We start from the raw sequence: 20946 nt of genomic DNA, 5'->3' as shown, positions 1-20946 counted from the left end.
AATATGAATGATTTATAGGGTTTGACGCAACAGCGTAAGCAAAAAATTTTGGAAAACTAGAGCATTATAATGCCAGCATATCAGTTTACTGCGATTGACGCTTCAGGGAAGCAGCAAAAAGGCGTGTTAGAGGGAGATTCAGCACGTCAGATCCGACAACAGTTACGGGACAAAGAACTGATTCCTGTGACTGTGGATGCTGTTGAGCAAAAGGATAAAACACAAAGCTCAGGCTTATTTCAGCGTAAATTTTCCGCTTATGATTTGGCATTGATGACACGCCAATTATCTGTACTGGTTGCTGCTGCAATTCCTTTGGAAGAAGCCTTACGTGCGGTGGCAAAACAAAGTGAAAAAGCACATGTGCAGAACTTATTGCTTTCAGCACGTTCTAAAGTACTCGAAGGGCATTCCTTAGCCCAAGCCATGCAACAAACAGGACGATTCCCCGATTTGTATATTGCCACGGTTGCAGCAGGTGAACGTTCAGGGCATTTAGACCTTATTCTTGATCAATTATCAGATTACACCGAAAACCGTTTTGCCATGCAAAAGAAGATTCAAGGTGCAATGATCTATCCAATTATTCTGATGTTGATGTCATTTGCAATCGTCATGGGCTTAATGACCTATGTCGTTCCGGACATCGTCAAAACTTTTGATCAAAGTAAACAAGCACTGCCTTGGATTACTGTGGTGTTAATGAAAACCAGTGACATTATTCGGCAAGCTTGGCCATTTATATTGGTTGCTAGTGTGCTCGGAATATTTTTATTGGTTCGATTTTTACGGACATCGGCAGGACATTATGCCTTTGATCGTTTAACCCTTAGATTGCCATTATTTGGTAAATTATCACGTGGTATAAATGCAGCACGATTTGCCAGTACCTTATCCATTTTGACCCAATCAGGTGTGCCTTTGGTAGATGCATTGAAAATTGGTGCAGCCGTGAGTAGCAATTGGGTGATTCGAGATGCCGTCAATATTGCCGCAGAAAAAGTCACGGAGGGTGGGAACCTTGCAACACAGCTTGAGCGTTGTGGTTATTTCCCACCGATGATGGTACAAATGATCAAAAGTGGTGAAGCGTCTGGGGAATTAGACCGTATGCTGAGTCGTGCCTCAGATATGCAAGACCGAGAAGTATCGTCTTTTATTTCGACCTTATTGGCATTGTTAGAGCCGTTGATGTTGGTGTTTATGGCGGGTATTGTTTTGGTTATTGTGATTGCTGTGATGTTGCCAATCGTCAATATGAACAATATGATTTGATTGATACGATTTAACCAAATTATTTTTATAAAGAGTTTTTAGAGAGTAAGTAAATGCAACAGAAGATGAATAGAACTCGCCAAACAGGTTTTACCTTAATCGAAGTCATGGTCGTGATCGTGATTTTAGGTGTATTAGCCGCATTGATCGTTCCAAATGTCATGGGACGCGGGGAAAAAGCCAAAGTAGACACCACCAAAATTACTTTAAAAGGTGTAGCGGGTGCTTTGGATCAGTACAAATTAGACAATAGCCATTATCCAACCAGTCAAGAAGGTGGTTTGGATGCTTTGATCAATAAGCCTGCGACAGCAAAAAACTGGATGCCAGAAGGTTATGTGAAAGGTGGTTATCCAAAAGATAGCTGGGAAAACGATATTCAATATGTGATTCCAGGCTCAGAAGGTCGTAAGTTTGATCTGTATTCATTTGGTGCCGATGGTAAACAAGGCGGCGAAGGGAATGATGCTGATATTTATTACACACCTTAATTGAAAATCATTCTAAGTTATTGATGATGAAATAAATCACTTCACTTAATCGAATAAATAAATATTGAGTGAAGTGATAATCTTTCTTAATTATAAAAATAACATTAAATCATTGAAAAATATTACATTATAAAATAAATTTGATTTGAGATTTATAATAAGAATTATTCCCATATTTAATAGTTACAATAAAGTTAAATCATGGATAAAAATAGACTTTTTATTTAGTTAAAAGCTTGCATAATAGTTCTCAAGGCAACATGAATTGCTCAGGAGAATGAGATGAAAGCATTATTATTATCGGATGAAATTACCCAATTTCATTGGAGCATGCTCAAATCTGTTTTACTCATTTTGAGCCTGTTACCCATGAGCCAATTTTTTATGAATTTGTGGCAAGGCGCAGATGCCAGTAGCCAAATCATGATTGGTTTTATGGCAATCAGTGTGTTTAGTGCTGTGTCAATTATCAGTTTTTGTAGTGCTTTGAATTTTACCGTGGTGCAATTAAAAACAGAACTATCATCATTCGCTGAACAATATGCGGTAAAAATTTATCGTTATTTACCGATGTTATTCTTAGTCAGCATGATGTCTTACTTAGTGACTCAAATCTAAGATGTTCTGATTTAAGATATTCTAAAAATAAAAAAACCGAGGTTGCCCTCGGTTTTTTATGATTCAAAAAATTGTTCGATTTCATCCCAGTGAGGGAGATATTCATAGCTTTGTGGATTCATCGAAGTGCATTCCCAATTGGCTTTAGAGTTGACGCAAAAATGGAGCGTTTGAACAGGAGATAATTCACTGTCAATGAGTCCTAAAGGAATCCAGATAAACGTGGTTTGACCAATTTGATTGGGAACAGGTGAACCACATTTTTGACAAAAACAAGAAGTAAAGCCAGTGTCTTTCTTATAGGTGATAATATTTTCTTGACCTTGAATCCATTGAAAATATTGTGATTTGACCATGCTTGCATGATTGGCATGTGTCCCAGATTGTTTTCTGCATAAGCTACAGTGACATTGATAAATGATATTGATTGGTTTATTGATTTGAAACTGAATGGTATGACAGAGGCATTTTCCTGTTAGCATTTTTTATCCTTTGTTATTCTTCATTTTAATCATAAATAACCTCTTATATTTACGATAAGAGGTTATTTATATAGTCAAGATTAGCGTCTAGATTTGAAACTCACATCAACTTTTTTAGGACGATAAACCCATCCTAAAATCAGCAATAATAATGAGAAGATTAAAATTGGCCAATCGCTTAGACGCGTATATAAAGTTTCGCCTTGCATCGCGGGTAATTCGCCACGTAAAACAGCTTTTTGATCCACAGGTGCTTGTTTCACAATATGTCCATTGTGATCAATAAAAGCAGTTACTCCAGTATTGGTGGCACGAATAAACCAACGTCCATTTTCTTTGGCACGCATCTGTACCATTTGTAAATGTTGCAACGGCCCCGCGGTTCCAGTAAACCATGCATCATTTGAAACAGTGACTAAGAAATCACTATTGATTGCATTACGACGGGTTAAATTTGGATAAGCGACCTCATAACAAATCGCTGCGGCTAAATGGTGACCTTTAATGTTAAATGGTTTCTGATCAGAAGCACCACGTGAAAAACCACTCATTGACGGGTCATTTTGCAATGCAGGAAGTACCCAACTGAGTAAGCCAGAAAGGGGAATGTACTCTCCAAAAGGCACGAGTCTTTGCTTTTTATATAAGCCCGAACCTTCATCACCAGAAGCCATCATACTGTTGTAATACATTGGATAGCCATTCTGTTGTGATTCTTTTAAATCCCAATAGGGAATGCCAGTTACCCATGCTGTACCTGTGCTTTTGGCTTGCTGATCCATCATTTCCAAAAACTGTTCAATATCGGTTTGGAATAATGGAATGGATGATTCAGGCCAAACAATCAGGTCACGTCCCCATTCAGTACGGCTTAAATTGACATAAATTTCTAAGGTTTTAACTTGGTATTCAGTCAACCATTTTAAATCTTGTGGAATATTGCCTTGAATGAGGGAAACACTCAGTGGCTTCTCAGCTTTTGGTTGTACAAACTGAATGAATGAAGTGCCCCATGCCCCGAGCAAAAGTACAATTGCAGGGATTGCCCAAAAAAACTTTTTATTCAGAATTTCAACGAGCGCACAGGCAAGAATAATCACAACAAATGAAACAGCAAAAACACCAAATAAAGGGGCATAGCCATCTAAAAAGCGTTCAGTAAATGCATAACCTGCAAATAACCACGGAAAGCCTGTAAAGACCCACGTTTTAGACCATTCAAAAAATACCCAAAGTGGCGCGAAGGTCAAAGGTGTTTCTGGAAAAAAACGACGATATACCCAAGTTTGGACTGCGCTAAATAGCCCCATTAAAAGCGCCATGACCGCAATCATGAGTACGCTTAAAAAGGCATTGGTATCGCCATAGACATGGATTGAGGTATACAACCAAAAAGCCCCAACAAACCATAAGCCAAAGCCATAACTTAGACCTATCGCAAAAGCTTGTTTGGGTGTACGACCTTTTAAACATGCGTAGAGTAGGGCAGGTGATAAGATCGCCAACCACCACCAATAAAAAGGCGCCAGTGCTAAACTGAACACTGCGCCCGACATTAACGAAATCAGTAAAGGGAAAATGAAAGGTAACTGTTTTTGTTGTTGTGAAGAATTTAACAGCTTGTCAAAATATGCTCTCATTTACGTACAGCTCGAATCAGATGAATAGTGCGGGCATCTGCTTCAATAATGGTAAATTGCCAATCCTCAAGTTCAATGACTTGCCCTTGTAGATCGCTGACTAAACCAATTTCTTGAAGCAATAAACCACCCATAGTTTCTACTTCGTCATCAGAAAATTCAGCATCTAAAACATTGTTAAAATGTTCGATTGGTGTAAGTGCTTGTACAATCCACGTGTTGGCTGTGTTATGACTTTTATCGGGAACAATAAATTGCGCTTCTTCATCAACATTGTCATGTTCATCTTCGATTTCGCCAACGATTTCTTCAAGAATATCTTCTAAAGTCACCAAACCTGCTGTTGAACCATATTCATCAATCACAATTGCAATATGCGTTTGGGTATTTTTCAACATCCTCAATACTTGGTCAGAACGCGCACTTTCAGGTACAAATAAAGGTTGACGCATCAGTGCGTGTACATCGACATTGGATGAGCGATCGGTTAAAAATGGCAATAAGTCTTTAGCCAGCAAAATACCCACTACATTTTCAGGTTGATCTGCTGAAAACACTGGGAAACGTGAATGCGCAGATTCAATTAGAACATGCAAAATATCAAGTAGTTGGTCATCTTCTTGCAAGCTAACCATCGCTGTACGCGGCGTCATCACTTCACGAATTTTTGTTGCTGGAAGGTCTAAAACGCCCTCTAACATTGCAACGGTATCTGGTTCTAAAAAACGACGTGAATCTTGTACTAATTTTAGCAGTTCATCGCGGGTTTCTGGTGCTGTGCCTAGCCATTTGCGTAATCCACGCATTCCCCACGATGTGCCTGATTCCTCGTGCATGATCTTTCCTAAAGACGCTTAATATCTGGTAAATGAATTTTTATCATACCGAAGAAAATACAGATGTCTATCTATTAAATGAGGTAAATAGATGAAAGCATGAGTCATCTTGCCAAGAAATAGTAAAGCTTATTGATTATTTGAGTTTGTGTTAAAATTTTGATTTACTTTAGTTGTGTTTTGAGAGTTGAAAATGTCAGATCAGTCTATTACACCGAACATTCAATTGAATACACGTGGATTGCGCTGTCCTGAACCCGTGATGATGTTGCATCAAGCGATTCGTAAGTCTAAATCAGGTGATGTGGTAGAGGTTTTTGCCACGGATAATTCAACGTCTTGGGATATTCCAAAATTTTGTATGCATCTTGGGCATGAATTGATTTTACAAGAAGAAGTACAAGATGCAGAAGGAAATAAAGAATTTCATTATCTGGTCAAAAAGGGCTAGTTTGTTAGTAAAATAAAAATAGAGGAATGAATAACTTGAGATTTATTCATTCTTTTTTACATAAAAATAATAAGTTTTAGTTACTTTTTTGATTATAATCTAAACATATTTTTAATAATAATTAAATATTCGAATGAACAGCTTAGTGAATAGTATTAATAAAATATTGGATCAACTTGGACTTACCGCCCAAAAACGTGCCATTCATATCCAATTTACAAATACAGACTTAAACCAACAAGTCTACTTACAACGCATCGACGGACAACACGCGTTGAACCAAGGCGTGTCTGCTGAACTGATTTGCCTATCAACATCTGCAACGATTCCTCTGAAACAATTCATTGGTACACAAGTTGCAATTGATCAAGTCACCGATGCAGGACAACTGTTCCGTACTACAGGAATCATCACCGAAGCAGCCCAAGGACAAAGTGATGGTTCACTAACGATTTACAAACTCAAACTTCAAGATGCAACTTCACTATGGAATAAACGCCGTAATAGTCGTGTGTTTATGAATAAATCGGCAGTTGAAGTCATCGAAACCATCTTTAAAGAATGGCAAGACAAAAGCCCTTTATTCGCATCAAGTTTAAGTTTAGATAAAAGCGGACTCAAACAAGACTACGACATTCGTCCATTCATCATGCAAAGCAATGAAAGCGATTATGACTTTCTAACTCGCTTGATGCGCAGTGAAGGCATCAACTGGCTCATTGACGAAGCACAACTCCAAGTCCCAAACAGTGCAACACAAATCCAAGCACAGAAACTTCGCTTAATTGATGACAATAGCCAATACAAAGCCCTAGATCGAAGAAACATTCGTTACCACCGAAGCAGTGCTACAGAAAAACAAGACAGCATCACCAGTTTCATTGGACAACGCAGTATCCAACCCACAGCCGTCCACGTCCAACGCTGGCAAGCCGATGTACTTGAACAAGAAGAAGGCGCAGGTAGTGTCCAAAGCAAACACCAACACAGCAACAACCAAGACAATGCAAGTTTAGGCTTAGAACAAGCATGGCATATCAGCCCTGCATGGATGCAAGACCTCAATGGTGAAGACCAAGCTACAGCATCCAACAACAGCCAAATTGAAAAACTGAATCAAAACCTCAGTGACTACTACAACAGCCAATCCAAACAATTTATTGCCAACTCAACCGTACGCGATGCACAAGTCGGCTACTGGTTCAAATTCACCGAACACCCAGAGATCGACCAACACAGTGGCTCAGATCAAGAATTTCTGATCACCGAAAAAAACTACTACAACCAAAACAACCTACCCAAAGATCTAACAGAACAGATCAACAAACTGCTACAAGAAAGCAATTGGGTACCGAAACATACCCAACAAAGCACAACTCAAAATACAAATAGCACAGACAACACAACAGCAGAACGTCAAGCCAATAGCCTAACAGTACAACGACGCAACATCACCACCGTACCCGAATACAATCCACTCCAACACCGCCCAACAACCCATCCACAACGTGCCAAAGTAGTAGGACCGAGTGGAGAAGAAATCCATGTCGATGAATGGGGGCGTATTAAAGTCAGATTCCTCTTCACTCGAACAGAAGATCATGGACACGATGGTGGTGCGGGCACAAACGACAACGATACCGACTCAGCATGGGTAGATGTCCTTACTCCATGGGCAGGCGAAGGCTACGGAGCAAGATTCCTACCCCGTATCGGTGAAATCGTAGTTATCGACTTCTTTGATGGCAATATTGATCGACCTTTTGTGGTTGGACGCATTCACGAAGCCCAACGAAGTCCGACCCAATTCGACAAAAAGGGACAGCTGCCTGATACCAAAAAACTCGCAGGCATTCGCTCCAAAGAATACCAAGGCGAAGGCTTTGGACAACTCCGCTTTGACGACACCACAGGACAAATATCCACACAACTGCAAAATAGTCATGGTGCAAGCCAACTCAACCTCGGAAACATGAGTCATCCCAAAGACAAAGAGACCAGTGATGGACGAGGCGAAGGTTTTGAGTTGCGTACAGATCAATGGGGAGCAGTCCGTGCAGGGCAAGGCTTACTCCTTTCCACCTATAAACAAGACCAAGCCAGTGACACACACCTAGATGCCAAAGAAGCCAAACAACAACTTGAAAATTCACTCAATAGTTCAAAAGCCTTAAGTGAAGTTGCTAAGAATCAGCAGACGGATCCTTTAGAGGTGATTGATAATTTATCTGCATTGCTCAAAGGACTTGAGGTTTCAAAAGTTGCTGCCATTACGAATTTAGTGGGTGATTTTAAATCTGGGCTTACTTCAAATCCGCTTGGTACACTTGGAAATTTAGGTGGTTTTGTTGAAAAAGTAGGTGGAATCAAGGGTGATGTTAAAGGTGTCATTCAGCAATTTAATGATTCATTCAAAGACGTAAAGCAAACCATTCAAGAGTTTGAAGGTTTTGTTAAAGATACTGGACAGCAATTAGAAAATTATAAGGATCAATTTCAGTCACTAAGAAGTGGTTTAAGTGAGAATCCATTTAAAGCGTTAAAAGATGCTAAAGGTCTATTCAGTGATATTCAGAAAACATCAAATCAAGTCCAATCCATTGTAGGTTTTGCAAAACAAGGTTTGTTGAACCCGCTTGAAGGTTTTAAAGGCTTGAGTGGCTTTATGGATAATTTGAGTGCGAAGTCCAAATCTGATGCTAAATCTCAAGCTGAATTTAAAATTTTCCAAGATGCGATGATGGTTCTTGCTGCACCAAATAGTATTGCTATGACAAGCAACGAAGATATTCATATTTCAGCGGATCAACAGATTTATGAAACTGCGGGTGAGAGTATTCAGTACAGTACGCAGAAGAATTTAATCACGCATGCTCAATCTGATCCTAGACAAAATAATGGACAGCACGTCCCTCTAAAGATAACGTAACTTTAATCTTTGGAGATTCAAGAAATGGCTAAACGTTTTAGTCCCGAATTTAAACAGCAAGCGATTGATTATGCACTTTCAAACTCACACGAGTCTGTAGCTGCAATCGCCCAGAAATTAGGTGTGGGTTATTCAACATTAGATAAATGGATTCGTGAAACCAATCCGGCAGGTTCAAGCAAACGTCAACTTTCACCAGAACAACAGCGGATCGTGGAATTAGAGAAAGAAGTCAAACAGCTCAAGGAAGCCAATGACATCTTAAAAAAAGCGCATGTGTACTTTCTAACAGATCATGCCAAGAAAAGTACACGGTAATTCAAGATCTAGATATGAATGAAGTCACCGTATCTTCTGCCTGTAAATACCTAGGTGTCAGCACTTCAGGCTATTATGCCTGGCGAAAACGTCAAGCCAATACGGCACAGAAATATAATGACTTAAAAGCCGTATATTGGCAGCATCATGCACGATTGGGTGCACCTTCATTAGTACATGACATGCATGATTTAGGTTACAACATGAGCGAACGTACTATTGGAAGGATGCTAAAAAAGCTTGGTTTACGTAGCAGGATTGCGCGTAAATACAAGCATACGACTGATTCAACCCATCGTTTGCCTACAGCACCCAACTTGTTGGATCGCCAATTTACAGTTACTCAGCCTAATAAAGTCTGGACAACAGACATTACCTATATCCGCACTAAAGAAGGTTGGTTGTATTTATGTGTGATGCTAGATTTATTTAGCCGTCGTATCGTGGGGTGGCAAACCAGCCATCGAATAGACCGCCAGTTGGTGTGTGATACGTTTAACTATGCAATGGCTCGTCAGGGTTATCCAACTGGTGTTATGGTTCATTCGGACCAAGGCTCACAGTACTGTAGTCGTGATTTTAGAGCGCTGTTACTGAAAAATGATTGTACTCAGAGTATGTCTAGACGTGGAAACTGTTGGGATAATGCAGTGACTGAAAGCTTCTTTCATACATTAAAAGGTCATGTGGTACATGGCAGTGTGTTTTCGACTCGAAAAGAGGCGAATGCGGTCTTGTTTGATTATATTGAGATTTATTACAATCGGGTCAGAAGGCATTCTGCAAACGGCTGGTTAAGTCCAGAAGCCTTTGAACAGAAATATTTCAAGAATTTAGAGGGATCGATTGTCCACGATACTGTCTAGGATCAGTCGAAGATTAGTCTTTTTGCTGCGCAAGATGGTGCTAGGTTTTATGCAGGTAAGGGTAAGGTTGAGATTCAAGCACAGGGTGATGGTGCTGACTTGATTGCTCGTAAGGGGGTTCAGGTGATTTCAACTGAAGATAAGATTGAGATTAAAGCGAATAAGAAGATTGTTTTGATTGCTGGCGGTTCGCAGATTGAAATTAGTAGTGGCGGTGTTTTGCCGACGACACCTGCGAAGTTTGAAGCAAAGGCGGGGCAGCATAAGTTTGTGGGGGGGGCAGAAAAACATATCCAATTAATTGAACTTCCAACCTTTAATTTTACAAATAATCTAAAACCAATTGAGTGTCCAATTAAATCTAAATTAAATATTACAACAGAAAATATGAATTTTAATCAGCTGGGCGAGTCGGTTAATTCTGATGGCAATATTTCACAAAATCATCAATGCACAAGTTTACTTAAGAATGTTATAACTTTAAATTATTTACCTCCTAAATTATCAGGGAAGATTCTTAATTATGATAAAGCAGGGAAATTAATTTTAAAAAAATTAGAAAATAGCGATGTATTAAGCCCAAATGGTGTGATTTATACAGATCCCAAAACTGGGCAAAAATCAGAAGTGCTAGAATATGATTTTTCAGAATTTAATGAAAAGTTTGATCTAGCTTTTGATCAACAAACTAATGAAATTATAGCGACTACGAAATTACGTTACATTGGTTTCAGAAGGGTAGTTTTGGATAAAAATGATAATATTGTTAAAAATTTAAAAGGTGAAGATGTAGAGTTGCCATATGATAGTACATATGTCTTTAACGAGAAATTTTATAAGGTGTTAGATGAGGAGATAGATAATCCTAAATGGCTAAATGATTCAGATGTTAAAAGTATTGTGGAAAAAAATCTAAATAAAAAGCAATTCTATCTAGCACCAAGAAACTGTAGTACAAAGGGGTGTATCTGCAAAATAAAAATAAAATTAAAGATTGAGGAGGATAGAATTTCGGATAGAAAAATTTATTTACATAAATTTGCTGTAAGACCCAATGCAGATCACTGGGGGGCTACAATAACTAAAAGTTATTTGAATAAAATTAAGGCATCAGATTTTTATTCATTAATAGATGATGGTTCAGTTGATTTTAGTCATTACTCGATAGAGAGTTGGATACCAGAACCAAATTGGAAAAATGAAAATGCATTTACGCACGAGGTAGGGCATTTGTTTAATTGGGTTGATGAGTATTTTGATTATGGTGGCTCTGTTCATAAGATGTATATTAATACAAATTCAAACCCACCAAATCAGATAGATTTTAAGAAAGTTGAACCCAAAAATGATTGGAAGAGGCTTTCAACAGAAAATTTAATGGGGAAAGGAGCTTTAACTGAAAATCCATTGATGCAGAATTATTATATGAATCAAATCCGTGATTGGTTCTCAGATGAAACAGGGATAAGTTGGGGTGTTGAGTCTTAAAAATATAATATTTATTTTAATTGTTTTGGGATGTTCTAAAATGTCATATGGCGATAATAAGATTGAGTTTTATACATATTCTCCTCCTAGTTTATATGGTAGCCCAATTGTTAGAAAAATTGGTATAAATAAAAAAGAAAAATACTATTTAAAGAACAATTATGTGGATATAGGTGATAAAAGTGAAATCAGAGGGATAGGTTTAGTAGAAAGTAAAGCCAGTGATGAAAACTGGTTAGAGTTTAAAAGTAAGTATAAAGAACTTTTAAATCTGTCAAAAAAAAATGATCAATTTATGAAAAAAGCGGATAAAATTATTGGTCGATATATTGAAAATAGTGTTGAGCATATTGTTTCTGCACCAGTTACTTCTGCTGCTTATAAAGATAAAAATGCGAAGGAGTTTGAAAATTGGTTTAAAGAAAAATTTAAAATTTATGATGATATAAATGAGTTTAAATTAAGCAAAGGTTTTTATGTGGAGGATAAAATTATAAAAAAAAATGGTAATTATCTTCTAGTTATTAATTTTGTTAATCCAACTAATTTCAAAGTTGGAATAAATAATATAAAAGCTTGGGGTGGTTATGAAAATTCAGATGAAAGCACTATTAGTTCACATTTGTCAATATATAATGGTTTGGATTTTTTTAATGTTGATTTAACAATAAATAATATAATATCCGGAGATGATAATCAGGATACACTCTATTTAGATTCAGGTAAAAGTAAGGAGTTTATTTTTTCTATAGATAATAAAAAAATAAAAAAAATTAATGATTTTTTCAAGGAAAACCCTAATGTTAAATTGAAATTCAATACTAAATTTAACTTAGAGTTTGTTTATCCATCCGAAATTTCAGGGAAATTTAATTACGCAACTCAAGCGAAAGATTTTATTTTATAGCAATTAAAAAACCCGCACTCAGCGGGTTTTTTTATCTCAATAGAGAAATTACATATTAGGGTAATTAGGACCACCGCCACCCTCAGGTGTTACCCAAGTGATGTTTTGAGATGGGTCTTTAATATCACAAGTCTTACAGTGAACACAGTTCGCCGCGTTGATTTGAAAACGCTTAGAACCATCATCATTTTCCATGATTTCATAAACACCAGCAGGGCAATAACGTTGAGCAGGCTCATCCCATTTTGGTAAGTTTACATTTACAGGAATAGATGCATCAGTCAATTTCAAATGCGCTGGCTGATTTTCTTCATGTACTGTGTTAGAAACGAATACAGAAGATAAACGATCAAAAGTCAATTTACCATCTGGCTTTGGATAGTTCGGTTTAAACGTCGAGGCATCTACAGTTTTTAACGCACTAAAATCAGGGATTAAGTCATGTAAAGTGAATGGTACTTTAAAGATGTTTTGATCAATAAAGTTAAACGCACCACCCATCCAAAGACCGAATTTATGCATTGCAGGGCCGAAGTTACGTGAACGATGTAACTCTTCTTTTAACCAGCTGTTATTGAATTTGTCAGTATAAGCAGTTAATTCTTTCGCAAAGAAATCTTCGCCTTCAGTTACGCGGGCAACAGCCAAATCACCGCCTTTTTCTACACCCGCAGCAATCGCTTCAAAGACAGCTTCACCACATAGCATGCCTGACTTCATTGCCGTATGAGAGCCTTTGATTTTTGCAAAGTTTAAGAAACCTGCATCATCACCGATCAAACAACCGCCTGGGAATGTCAATTTAGGCAGTGAGTTTAAACCACCTTTCACAACTGCACGCGCGCCGTAAGAAATACGTTTACCACCTTCAAGATATTGCTTGATCAGAGGATGTGTTTTCCAACGTTGCATTTCAGCAAATGGGTACATATTTGGGTTTTCGTAAGACAAATCAACGATCATACCCAAAGTCACTTGGTTGTTTTCAGCATGGTATAACCACCAACCACCAGAAGAACCAGTTTCAGCTAAAGGCCAGCCCGAACCATGCATCACTAAACCAGGTTTATGTTTTGCAGGATCAATTTCCCAAAGCTCTTTAATACCGATACCATAGTGTTGTGGATCAGCATCTTTGTCTAAGTTAAATTTAGCAAGTAGGCGTTTACCGAGGTGACCACGACAACCTTCTGCAAAAATTGTATATTTTGCATGAAGTTCGTAACCAGGAGTAAAGTTGTGAGTCGGCTCACCATCTTTACCGATACCCATATCACCCGTTTGAATCCCTTTTACAGAACCATCTTCATGATAAAGGATTTCAGAAGCAGCAAAGCCTGGGAAAATAGAAACTTCTAACTCTTCAGCTTTAGTACCCAACCAACGAACCACGTTACCTAGTGAGATCACATAGTTACCATCATTGTGCATGGTTTTTGGCACCATCCAATGTGGCGCTTCTTGTGATTTTTCCGCAGACATTAAGAAGAATGTTTTATCTTCAGTCACAGGCACATTTAAAGGCGCGCCTTCTTCTTTCCAGTTCGGGAAAAGTTCATTGATTGCACGAGGTTCAAGTACAGCACCAGAAAGGATATGCGCACCAACTTCAGAGCCTTTTTCAACCACACAGACGCTAAGGTCAGAAAGATTGTTTTCAATAGCCAATTGACGAATTTTAATCGCAGCAGAAAGACCCGCAGGGCCTGCGCCTACGATCACTACGTCAAACTCCATCGATTCACGTTCGATGTGTTCCATGTAGGACTCCTCATATTTCATAGGGTGGCAACCGTGTGCATTTATTGAACATTAATTTGAACAAAAATCAGTCGGTGCTGCCGTGAGTGTTCTAAAAATTCCGTGATACGAATTAACGCTCGTATCGATAATATATTTTGCGCTAGTATAGTTATAAACCTTGATCTAGCCAATTGGCTGAGTCGTATTATTTTTTAGTCAGCAAGGCATAAACCATGGTAAATCAAAATAATTCAACATCAGTGACTGAAAATCAGCCTGTTTCTGATAATAAAAACTTAATCAGCATTACACAATACTTAAAAGATGTACACTCCGGTCACAAAAGGTCAATACCCCCTTTAGAGCAGTGGCATCCAAAGCATTGTGGCAAAATGGATTTGAAGGTAAAAGCCAATGGAGAATGGTGGCACGAAGGTCAATTGATCAAGCGACAAGCCCTTTTAGACCTCTTCACCAAGGTGTTGTGGAAAGAAGACAATAAATTTTATTTAAAAACGCCTGTTGAGCAGATTGAAATAGATGTAGAAGATGAGCCTTTATTGGTTAATCAAGTCGATCAAATTGAACTTGATGGTCAAACTTATCTTCAAGTGACGACCACCAATCAAGACATTGTATTGGTTGATGCTGAGCATCCAATTTTCATGCGTGAATATCAGGGCGAACTTCGACCTTATGTACATATCCGATTCGGCATCAATGCTTTAATTCAACGCAATGCTTTTTTTCATCTGATCGAGTACGGCTCTTTGCTTGAAAATGAGCAGGGCGATGCTATTTTATCGTTACAAAGTGGTGATTTTCACTTGCAATTAGGCACTTGAGGTTTAAGCTTTATTCATTGTTTTTGACTCATACATATAGTGGATCAAATGAGCGCCATTCTTCCTTTATATCCTTTAGAAAATCCGATGCCTAAAGCATCAGCTGATGCCCCAATCGGTATTTTTGATTCGGGTATAGGTGGATTGTCAGTAGCTCAAGAGATTGCAATGTATTTGCCCAATGAACGTATTGTTTATTATGCAGATACTGCACATGTTCCTTATGGTCCTCGTACAGATCAGGATATTCGTGAATTAACAGCCCATGCGATTGAATGGCTCTATCGTCAGGGATGTAAAGTTGCTGTGGTCGCATGTAATACAGCATCTGCATTTAGTTTGGATTATTTACGTGAGCATTATGGGGAAAATTTTCCGATTATTGGTTTAGTACCAGCATTGAAGCCTGCTGTTTTGCAAAGCAAATCTAAAGTTGTTTCAGTTTTAGCAACGCCTGCGACTTTTCGCGGTCAATTAATTAAAGATGTCATGACACGTTTTGCTGAGCCTGCCAATGTTGATGTCATTACAGTGACTAATCTTGAATTGGTGCCATTTGTTGAATCTGGTCGATATAACAGTTTGGAGTGTAAGCAAAGCTTACAGAAAGTTTTAGATCCAATTGTAGAAAAAGGTTCTGATTATTTGGTTTTGGGATGTACACATTATCCCTATTTAAAACAAAGTATTCAGGAACTTTATGGTGATCAATTAAATCTCATTGATTCAGGTTTAGCCGTTGCACGGCAAACGGCACGAATTTTGATAAAAAATGGACTGGCTTCAAGTTCTCCGCAAAATGATGGTGTTCGTTTACAATGTTATGTGAGCGGAGGAAATGCAAATGCGTTAAAAATAGTCTTAAATCATTTAATACAAGAAAAAATTACATGGTCTATCGAAAATATTGCTGAAAAACTGGGCTAATTCGTTCAATATCAGGTATATTTAATGTTTTTATAAGTGTAGGGCACATTAAGCTTATAGTGATTTAGGGTTGATCTTAAGTGTGATGTGACAAGAATGGGTTTACCTATGCTCGACAAACGGTATCAAGTTTTTATTACAACATCTGGCAAAGAAATGCAGCCAGAGCGCATGGTTATTACACAAACGCTCATCGGGATGGGTTTTTTTTCTTGGGGCTTAGAACAGCGTACACCTTTAAGTACGGCATTTGCTCGTCGTCAAATTGATGATTGTGATTATGTTTTATTATTGCTGGGTAGCCAATACGGTGAGCAGTCTGTTTCTGGTGTGAGTTATTTACATCTTGAGTATATTTATGCAGTGACCAAGCAGAAACCGATTATTGTGTTTATGCATGAAAATCCTGAGTCACGTGAAGCACATTTAAAAGAAGAAAAAACCATTTTGATTGAAAAATTCAACGAGTTTAGACATCAATTACAAAAAGAAGTTGAACAAGTAGTGACCTATAGAACATTGCGAGATTTAGAACTTGCTGTACGTTCTTATATGCCACAAATGTTAGAACGTTATCCTGTTGTGGGTTGGGTGAGACCACAAAATATCCAAGTTTTACAAGATGAAATTGACAGATTAAAAGCAAAATTAGCACAAGTTTCGATTGAGCAAGGCAAAAAAGAAGCAGATCCTTTTTTAACTTTGCCGAAAGTGTCTTTGCATGAAGTATTTAATTTTGATTATCGAATGCATGCTTATCAAGATGGTAATTTTAAGGAATTGTCTCCGATCAGAGAAATGACATGGGCGGAGTTGTTGAAAATTTTATCTGTAGAATTTCGTCAACCGACGCCAGAAGATTTCTTTTCAAAAGTATTGAATGAATATCTAAATAATACAGGTTTAACCGATGCTCAAGTGGTGATGCCAAGAGCACATGCGGTGTCACGTGCGCAGATTAATGTACGTTCATTGCATACCATTAAACAGCAAATGCGACAAAACGAATGGATTATTCCTGTTGGTCGGGATGATCGTCAGCGTATGTTATGGCAGATGACAGATAAATGTCTAAAATTACTTGAGAACTCTCAACGTATCAGTAATCGTTCTTCTATGTTTTAAGTGATCATCATTGCAACACTAGATAAAAATTTTGTTTAGATAAAGACTCTGTTAAGCTGATACAAAGAGATCATGATATTGAGCAGATCGAGTTAAAATGTCTTTATCCAAACCTAAAGTACTGATCATTGTTGCCAATTTGGGTACACCTGATGCACCGACTGCGCCCGCAGTTCGTGCCTTTTTAAAGCAGTTTTTATCTGATCAGCGTGTCATTGAAATTCCTAAATTTTTATGGGCAATTATTCTAAATTTGTTTGTTTTACCATTTCGACCCAAACGAGTTGCTGAAGCTTATGCACAGGTGTGGTCAAATGATTCACCGATGCGTGAAATTTTGTTGCAACAAGTGGCTCAGACTCAGCAAACACTTGAGCATTCAAATACAAATTTTGATCTTAGCATTGTTCCAGCGATGACCTATGGGCAACCAAGCATAGACGCGATTTTGAAAGATGCTGAAACTCAGCAATTTGATCACATTATACTTTTTCCTTTATTTCCCCAATATTCAGCAACCTCAACAGCACCACTATTTGATGCACTTGCAAAATGGCTGTTGAAACAAAGAAATATTCCCGGTTTAAGTTTGATTCGTGACTATTATCAGCATCCTCTCTATATTCAAGCATTGGCAAACAGTGTACGTGATTATCAACAGTTACATGGGCAGCCGACAAAGTTATTGATGTCTTTCCATGGTATTCCTCAACCTTATGCGGACAAAGGCGACCCTTATGCAGATCGTTGTCGTATCACCGCTGCGAAAGTTGCTCAAGCGTTAGGATTAAGTGATGAGCAATGGGCAATTAGCTTCCAATCACGTTTTGGTAAGCAAGAGTGGGTGAAACCTTATACGGATCAAATTTTAAAAGAATGGGCTGAACAAGGCATTCAATCTGTACAAGTTTTAAGTCCTGCATTTTCAGCAGATTGTTTGGAGACGCTTGAAGAATTAGCAATTCAAAATGCTGAATTATTTTTAAATTCAGGTGGTCAGCAATATGCATATATTCCAGCGTTAAATAGTCGTTCGGATCATATTGATCTATTGGCACATTTATTAGAAGCTCAACTCGATGCTTTGAAATCGCAATTACAGGCTTAATTTTTATTCCTAAGCTTGGGTTTGTTTTAAGGAAATTAATATGTTGCAAGTCAAAATTGTTCCCGTAACAGCATTTGCTCAAAACTGTTCGATTGTCTGGGATTCCGAAACCAAAGAGGCTGTGTTGATTGATGCAGGTGGTGATCCTGAAAAATTAAAACAAGAAGTTGAAGCATTAGGTTTGACTGTAAAAGCATTGTGGTTAACGCATGGGCATTTAGATCATGCTGGTGCTGTTGGTGCATTGGTGAAAGATTGGAATGTGCCTGTGATTGGACCACATAAAGAAGATGCATTTTGGTTAGATATGATTCAAGAAGTATCTGCACGTTATGGCTTTCCTGTTCCAGATCCAGTGAATGTGGATCAATGGTTAAATGGTGGTGAGACATTAACTTTAGGCGAGGAAGAGTTTGAAGTTCGTTTTGCACCAGGTCATACCCCAGGGCATGTGATGTTCTATAATGCAAAATATGGCGTGCTGTGGACTGGAGATGTCTTATTTAAAGGTTCTATTGGTCGGACAGATTTTCCTAAGGGCAATCACCAGCAACTTTTAGATTCAATTCAACGAGAATGTTTTAGTTTGCCTGATGAAACTCAATTTATTTCAGGTCATGGGCCAATGAGTACAATTGGCTATGAAAAACAATACAACCCATTTGTTGCAAGTAAAGCTGGGTAGAATGTTTTTAAGTAAGTTAACGGAAAAATGAGAAAAGAAAGTTATAAAATAAAAAACGTTTCAATTCGAAATGAATTGAAACGTTCTTATTTGTTTTGAGTACTAAGCGAAAGGATCAAATAAATGATCCTTCATTTCGAGTTGCAGAATAAACCCTGCGACTGCAAATAAGCATCCAATTGAAATTAATGCGCGATCTAAACTATAAAAACCAAGTGCAAGAAAGATTACACACAGGACGATAAAGAAACTTAGCATCGTTTTTAAAATTATGTACATTTTCATTTTTATATCCACTTTTTGATAATCAATTAGTTTTTTTGTATCAAAGTGTGGAATTATACATACTTAATTTTTTAAAACAATTGTGTTAAGTTGGTCTATATAATGTGCTTAACCTTTCATAAAAGGGTTTGTGAGTTGGTTCTGTGCTTCTAATACAACTAATACTATGGAAACAGCAAATAGAATACCAATTGTAATTAGTGATGGATCTAATGCGTATACACCTACGAAAGTAAAAAATACGCAAAGAGCAGCCAACATCGAAATAAAAATTTTAATACCAATAAACATATGAATGATCCTAGACAAAATAATGGACAGCACGTCCCTCTAAAGATAACGTAACTTTAATCTTTGGAGATTCAAGAAATGGCTAAACGTTTTAGTCCCGAATTTAAACAGCAAGCGATTGATTATGCACTTTCAAACTCACACGAGTCTGTAGCTGCAATCGCCCAGAAATTAGGTGTGGGTTATTCAACATTAGATAAATGGATTCGTGAAACCAATCCGGCAGGTTCAAGCAAACGTCAACTTTCACCAGAACAACAGCGGATCGTGGAATTAGAGAAAGAAGTCAAACAGCTCAAGGAAGCCAATGACATCTTAAAAAAAGCGCATGTGTACTTTCTAACAGATCATGCCAAGAAAAGTACACGGTAATTCAAGATCTAGATATGAATGAAGTCACCGTATCTTCTGCCTGTAAATACCTAGGTGTCAGCACTTCAGGCTATTATGCCTGGCGAAAACGTCAAGCCAATACGGCACAGAAATATAATGACTTAAAAGCCGTATATTGGCAGCATCATGCACGATTGGGTGCACCTTCATTAGTACATGACATGCATGATTTAGGTTACAACATGAGCGAACGTACTATTGGAAGGATGCTAAAAAAGCTTGGTTTACGTAGCAGGATTGCGCGTAAATACAAGCATACGACTGATTCAACCCATCGTTTGCCTACAGCACCCAACTTGTTGGATCGCCAATTTACAGTTACTCAGCCTAATAAAGTCTGGACAACAGACATTACCTATATCCGCACTAAAGAAGGTTGGTTGTATTTATGTGTGATGCTAGATTTATTTAGCCGTCGTATCGTGGGGTGGCAAACCAGCCATCGAATAGACCGCCAGTTGGTGTGTGATACGTTTAACTATGCAATGGCTCGTCAGGGTTATCCAACTGGTGTTATGGTTCATTCGGACCAAGGCTCACAGTACTGTAGTCGTGATTTTAGAGCGCTGTTACTGAAAAATGATTGTACTCAGAGTATGTCTAGACGTGGAAACTGTTGGGATAATGCAGTGACTGAAAGCTTCTTTCATACATTAAAAGGTCATGTGGTACATGGCAGTGTGTTTTCGACTCGAAAAGAGGCGAATGCGGTCTTGTTTGATTATATTGAGATTTATTACAATCGGGTCAGAAGGCATTCTGCAAACGGCTGGTTAAGTCCAGAAGCCTTTGAACAGAAATATTTCAAGAATTTAGAGGGATCGATTGTCCACGATACTGTCTAGGATCAGAATACTCCTACCTATGCTCAGTAATTTTGAGACATGATTTTTAATTTTTTATATTTAAAAGTGTGAAATAGAACACATCTTTATAATATAACTTTTATTGTTAAAAAGTAGACGATTATTGTGAAATATATGTGTATATTGTTTTAATTTTTTTTGAATTATTACGTAAGTTTACGTTTTTCAATGAAAATATCACTGTATTTAATTGTAAGAAAACTTATGAGTCTTCTTCAGGAGGAGAGTCTTCAGTCGGAAGCTTATAATCTTCATTTGCCCAAGCGCCGAGATCAATCAATTTACAACGATCTGAACAAAATGGACGAAATTCATTATTTTCCCAAGTGGTCGCTTCACCACAACGTGGACATGGAAATGATTTAGGCATGATGAAT

General features: G+C 37.9%; 19 protein-coding genes and 1 pseudogene. 14 read left to right on the top strand and 6 right to left on the bottom strand.

The features are described from left to right. Positions 1–69 precede the first annotated feature (69 nt). The 3 genes from gspF (at position 70) to BEN71_RS17010 (ending at position 2384) form a co-directional block, all read left to right on the top strand. A complete protein-coding gene (gspF, locus tag BEN71_RS17020) occupies positions 70–1275 on the top strand; it encodes a type II secretion system inner membrane protein GspF (RefSeq protein WP_068975104.1) in 1206 nt (401 codons plus the stop codon). 53 nt (positions 1276–1328) lie between these two features. Continuing rightward, the gene (gene gspG, locus BEN71_RS17015; RefSeq protein WP_068975105.1) at positions 1329–1766 is read left to right on the top strand and encodes a type II secretion system major pseudopilin GspG; all 438 of its coding nucleotides are present in this window, start codon (positions 1329–1331) and stop codon (positions 1764–1766) included. Positions 1767–2048: 282 nt separating this feature from the next. Continuing rightward, positions 2049–2384 (top strand): hypothetical protein, encoded by a 336-nt coding sequence (locus BEN71_RS17010; RefSeq protein ID WP_068975106.1) that lies wholly within the window; start codon positions 2049–2051, stop codon positions 2382–2384. A gap of 56 nt (positions 2385–2440) precedes the next feature. On the opposite strand, the gene BEN71_RS17005 is transcribed toward BEN71_RS17010, so the two are convergent. From BEN71_RS17005 to BEN71_RS16995, 3 genes are all read right to left on the bottom strand, one after another. Continuing rightward, positions 2441–2866, bottom strand: a complete 426-nt coding sequence (locus BEN71_RS17005) for a GFA family protein (protein WP_068975107.1) — start codon at positions 2864–2866, stop codon at positions 2441–2443. An 80-nt stretch (positions 2867–2946) separates the two neighbouring features. Beyond that, complete coding sequence (gene lnt / locus BEN71_RS17000; RefSeq protein WP_068975108.1) at positions 2947–4506, bottom strand: apolipoprotein N-acyltransferase; 1560 nt, start codon at positions 4504–4506, stop codon at positions 2947–2949. Continuing rightward, positions 4503–5342: an HlyC/CorC family transporter gene (locus BEN71_RS16995; protein WP_068975109.1), complete on the bottom strand. Its 840-nt coding sequence runs from the start codon at positions 5340–5342 to the stop codon at positions 4503–4505. Before BEN71_RS16995 ends, lnt begins: the two co-directional genes overlap by 4 nt. A 193-nt stretch (positions 5343–5535) precedes the next feature. On the opposite strand from BEN71_RS16995, the gene tusA reads away from it, so the two are divergent. The 5 genes and pseudogenes from tusA (at position 5536) to BEN71_RS16970 (ending at position 12301) form a co-directional block, all read left to right on the top strand. After that, positions 5536–5793 carry a sulfurtransferase TusA gene (gene tusA / locus BEN71_RS16990; RefSeq protein WP_068975110.1) on the top strand — a complete coding sequence of 86 codons (258 nt, stop codon included), beginning with the start codon at positions 5536–5538 and terminating at the stop codon, positions 5791–5793. Between the two features lie 133 nt (positions 5794–5926). Continuing rightward, entirely contained in the window at positions 5927–8722 is a 2796-nt protein-coding gene (gene vgrG / locus BEN71_RS16985; protein ID WP_117276791.1) for a type VI secretion system tip protein VgrG, read from the top strand. Positions 8723–8746: 24 nt separating this feature from the next. Continuing rightward, a protein-coding gene (locus tag BEN71_RS16980) for an IS3 family transposase (protein ID WP_117276768.1) occupies positions 8747–9906 on the top strand; the annotation gives its coding sequence in 2 pieces (ribosomal slippage) (positions 8747–8981 and positions 8981–9906; 1161 coding nt in all). A gap of 3 nt (positions 9907–9909) precedes the next feature. Further along, a pseudogene (locus BEN71_RS16975) lies at positions 9910–10186 on the top strand (DUF2345 domain-containing protein); the annotation flags it as partial. Positions 10187–11380: 1194 nt separating this feature from the next. Next, on the top strand, positions 11381–12301 hold the full coding sequence (locus BEN71_RS16970; protein WP_152033051.1) for a hypothetical protein: 921 nt from the start codon (positions 11381–11383) through the stop codon (positions 12299–12301). Positions 12302–12349: 48 nt separating this feature from the next. On the opposite strand, the gene BEN71_RS16965 is transcribed toward BEN71_RS16970, so the two are convergent. Then, a complete protein-coding gene (locus BEN71_RS16965) occupies positions 12350–14062 on the bottom strand; it encodes an electron transfer flavoprotein-ubiquinone oxidoreductase (protein ID WP_068975495.1) in 1713 nt (570 codons plus the stop codon). 215 nt (positions 14063–14277) lie between these two features. On the opposite strand from BEN71_RS16965, the gene BEN71_RS16960 reads away from it, so the two are divergent. The 5 genes from BEN71_RS16960 to BEN71_RS16940 all read left to right on the top strand — a co-directional run bounded on the left by BEN71_RS16960 (position 14278) and on the right by BEN71_RS16940 (position 18734). Then, positions 14278–14889: a DUF1285 domain-containing protein gene (locus BEN71_RS16960; protein ID WP_068975494.1), complete on the top strand. Its 612-nt coding sequence runs from the start codon at positions 14278–14280 to the stop codon at positions 14887–14889. A 48-nt stretch (positions 14890–14937) separates the two neighbouring features. Continuing rightward, positions 14938–15816 carry a glutamate racemase gene (gene murI / locus BEN71_RS16955; protein ID WP_068975493.1) on the top strand — a complete coding sequence of 293 codons (879 nt, stop codon included), beginning with the start codon at positions 14938–14940 and terminating at the stop codon, positions 15814–15816. Positions 15817–15924: 108 nt separating this feature from the next. Further along, a complete protein-coding gene (locus BEN71_RS16950; RefSeq protein WP_068975498.1) occupies positions 15925–16941 on the top strand; it encodes a DUF4062 domain-containing protein in 1017 nt (338 codons plus the stop codon). A gap of 97 nt (positions 16942–17038) precedes the next feature. Further along, a complete protein-coding gene (gene hemH, locus BEN71_RS16945) occupies positions 17039–18049 on the top strand; it encodes a ferrochelatase (RefSeq protein ID WP_068975492.1) in 1011 nt (336 codons plus the stop codon). A 40-nt stretch (positions 18050–18089) separates the two neighbouring features. Next, positions 18090–18734, top strand: a complete 645-nt coding sequence (locus tag BEN71_RS16940; RefSeq protein ID WP_068975491.1) for an MBL fold metallo-hydrolase — start codon at positions 18090–18092, stop codon at positions 18732–18734. 102 nt (positions 18735–18836) lie between these two features. On the opposite strand, the gene BEN71_RS16935 is transcribed toward BEN71_RS16940, so the two are convergent. Continuing rightward, a complete protein-coding gene (locus BEN71_RS16935) occupies positions 18837–19019 on the bottom strand; it encodes a hypothetical protein (protein ID WP_068975490.1) in 183 nt (60 codons plus the stop codon). 369 nt (positions 19020–19388) lie between these two features. Between BEN71_RS16935 and BEN71_RS16925 the strand changes: the two genes are divergently transcribed. Further along, positions 19389–20548 (top strand): IS3 family transposase gene (locus BEN71_RS16925; protein WP_117276768.1). Its coding sequence is split into 2 segments (ribosomal slippage): positions 19389–19623 and positions 19623–20548, totalling 1161 coding nucleotides; the frame shifts between segments, so codons are not numbered across the junction. A gap of 223 nt (positions 20549–20771) precedes the next feature. Here the strand turns inward: BEN71_RS16925 and BEN71_RS16920 are convergent. Further along, a complete protein-coding gene (locus BEN71_RS16920) occupies positions 20772–20939 on the bottom strand; it encodes a DNA gyrase inhibitor YacG (RefSeq protein ID WP_068975276.1) in 168 nt (55 codons plus the stop codon). Positions 20940–20946: the final 7 nt, after the last annotated feature.

The sequence above is a fragment of the Acinetobacter wuhouensis genome (assembly GCF_001696605.3).
Classification (GTDB): domain Bacteria; phylum Pseudomonadota; class Gammaproteobacteria; order Pseudomonadales; family Moraxellaceae; genus Acinetobacter; species Acinetobacter wuhouensis.
This window is presented reverse-complemented; position numbering and strand designations above follow the sequence as displayed.

What these genes read in the sequence shown, in the direction of transcription:
- gspF (WP_068975104.1), top strand. Translation starts at nt 70, where the DNA reads ATGCCAGCATATCAGTTTACTGCGATTGACGCTTCAGGGAAGCAGCAA.
- gspG (WP_068975105.1), top strand. Translation starts at nt 1,329, where the DNA reads ATGCAACAGAAGATGAATAGAACTCGCCAAACAGGTTTTACCTTAATC.
- BEN71_RS17010 (WP_068975106.1), top strand. Translation starts at nt 2,049, where the DNA reads ATGAAAGCATTATTATTATCGGATGAAATTACCCAATTTCATTGGAGC.
- BEN71_RS17005 (WP_068975107.1), bottom strand. Translation starts at nt 2,866, where the DNA reads ATGCTAACAGGAAAATGCCTCTGTCATACCATTCAGTTTCAAATCAAT.
- lnt (WP_068975108.1), bottom strand. Translation starts at nt 4,506, where the DNA reads ATGAGAGCATATTTTGACAAGCTGTTAAATTCTTCACAACAACAAAAA.
- BEN71_RS16995 (WP_068975109.1), bottom strand. Translation starts at nt 5,342, where the DNA reads ATGCACGAGGAATCAGGCACATCGTGGGGAATGCGTGGATTACGCAAA.
- tusA (WP_068975110.1), top strand. Translation starts at nt 5,536, where the DNA reads ATGTCAGATCAGTCTATTACACCGAACATTCAATTGAATACACGTGGA.
- vgrG (WP_117276791.1), top strand. Translation starts at nt 5,927, where the DNA reads ATGAACAGCTTAGTGAATAGTATTAATAAAATATTGGATCAACTTGGA.
- BEN71_RS16965 (WP_068975495.1), bottom strand. Translation starts at nt 14,062, where the DNA reads ATGGAACACATCGAACGTGAATCGATGGAGTTTGACGTAGTGATCGTA.
- BEN71_RS16960 (WP_068975494.1), top strand. Translation starts at nt 14,278, where the DNA reads ATGGTAAATCAAAATAATTCAACATCAGTGACTGAAAATCAGCCTGTT.
- murI (WP_068975493.1), top strand. Translation starts at nt 14,938, where the DNA reads ATGAGCGCCATTCTTCCTTTATATCCTTTAGAAAATCCGATGCCTAAA.
- BEN71_RS16950 (WP_068975498.1), top strand. Translation starts at nt 15,925, where the DNA reads ATGCTCGACAAACGGTATCAAGTTTTTATTACAACATCTGGCAAAGAA.
- hemH (WP_068975492.1), top strand. Translation starts at nt 17,039, where the DNA reads ATGTCTTTATCCAAACCTAAAGTACTGATCATTGTTGCCAATTTGGGT.
- BEN71_RS16940 (WP_068975491.1), top strand. Translation starts at nt 18,090, where the DNA reads ATGTTGCAAGTCAAAATTGTTCCCGTAACAGCATTTGCTCAAAACTGT.
- BEN71_RS16935 (WP_068975490.1), bottom strand. Translation starts at nt 19,019, where the DNA reads ATGAAAATGTACATAATTTTAAAAACGATGCTAAGTTTCTTTATCGTC.
- BEN71_RS16920 (WP_068975276.1), bottom strand. Translation starts at nt 20,939, where the DNA reads ATGCCTAAATCATTTCCATGTCCACGTTGTGGTGAAGCGACCACTTGG.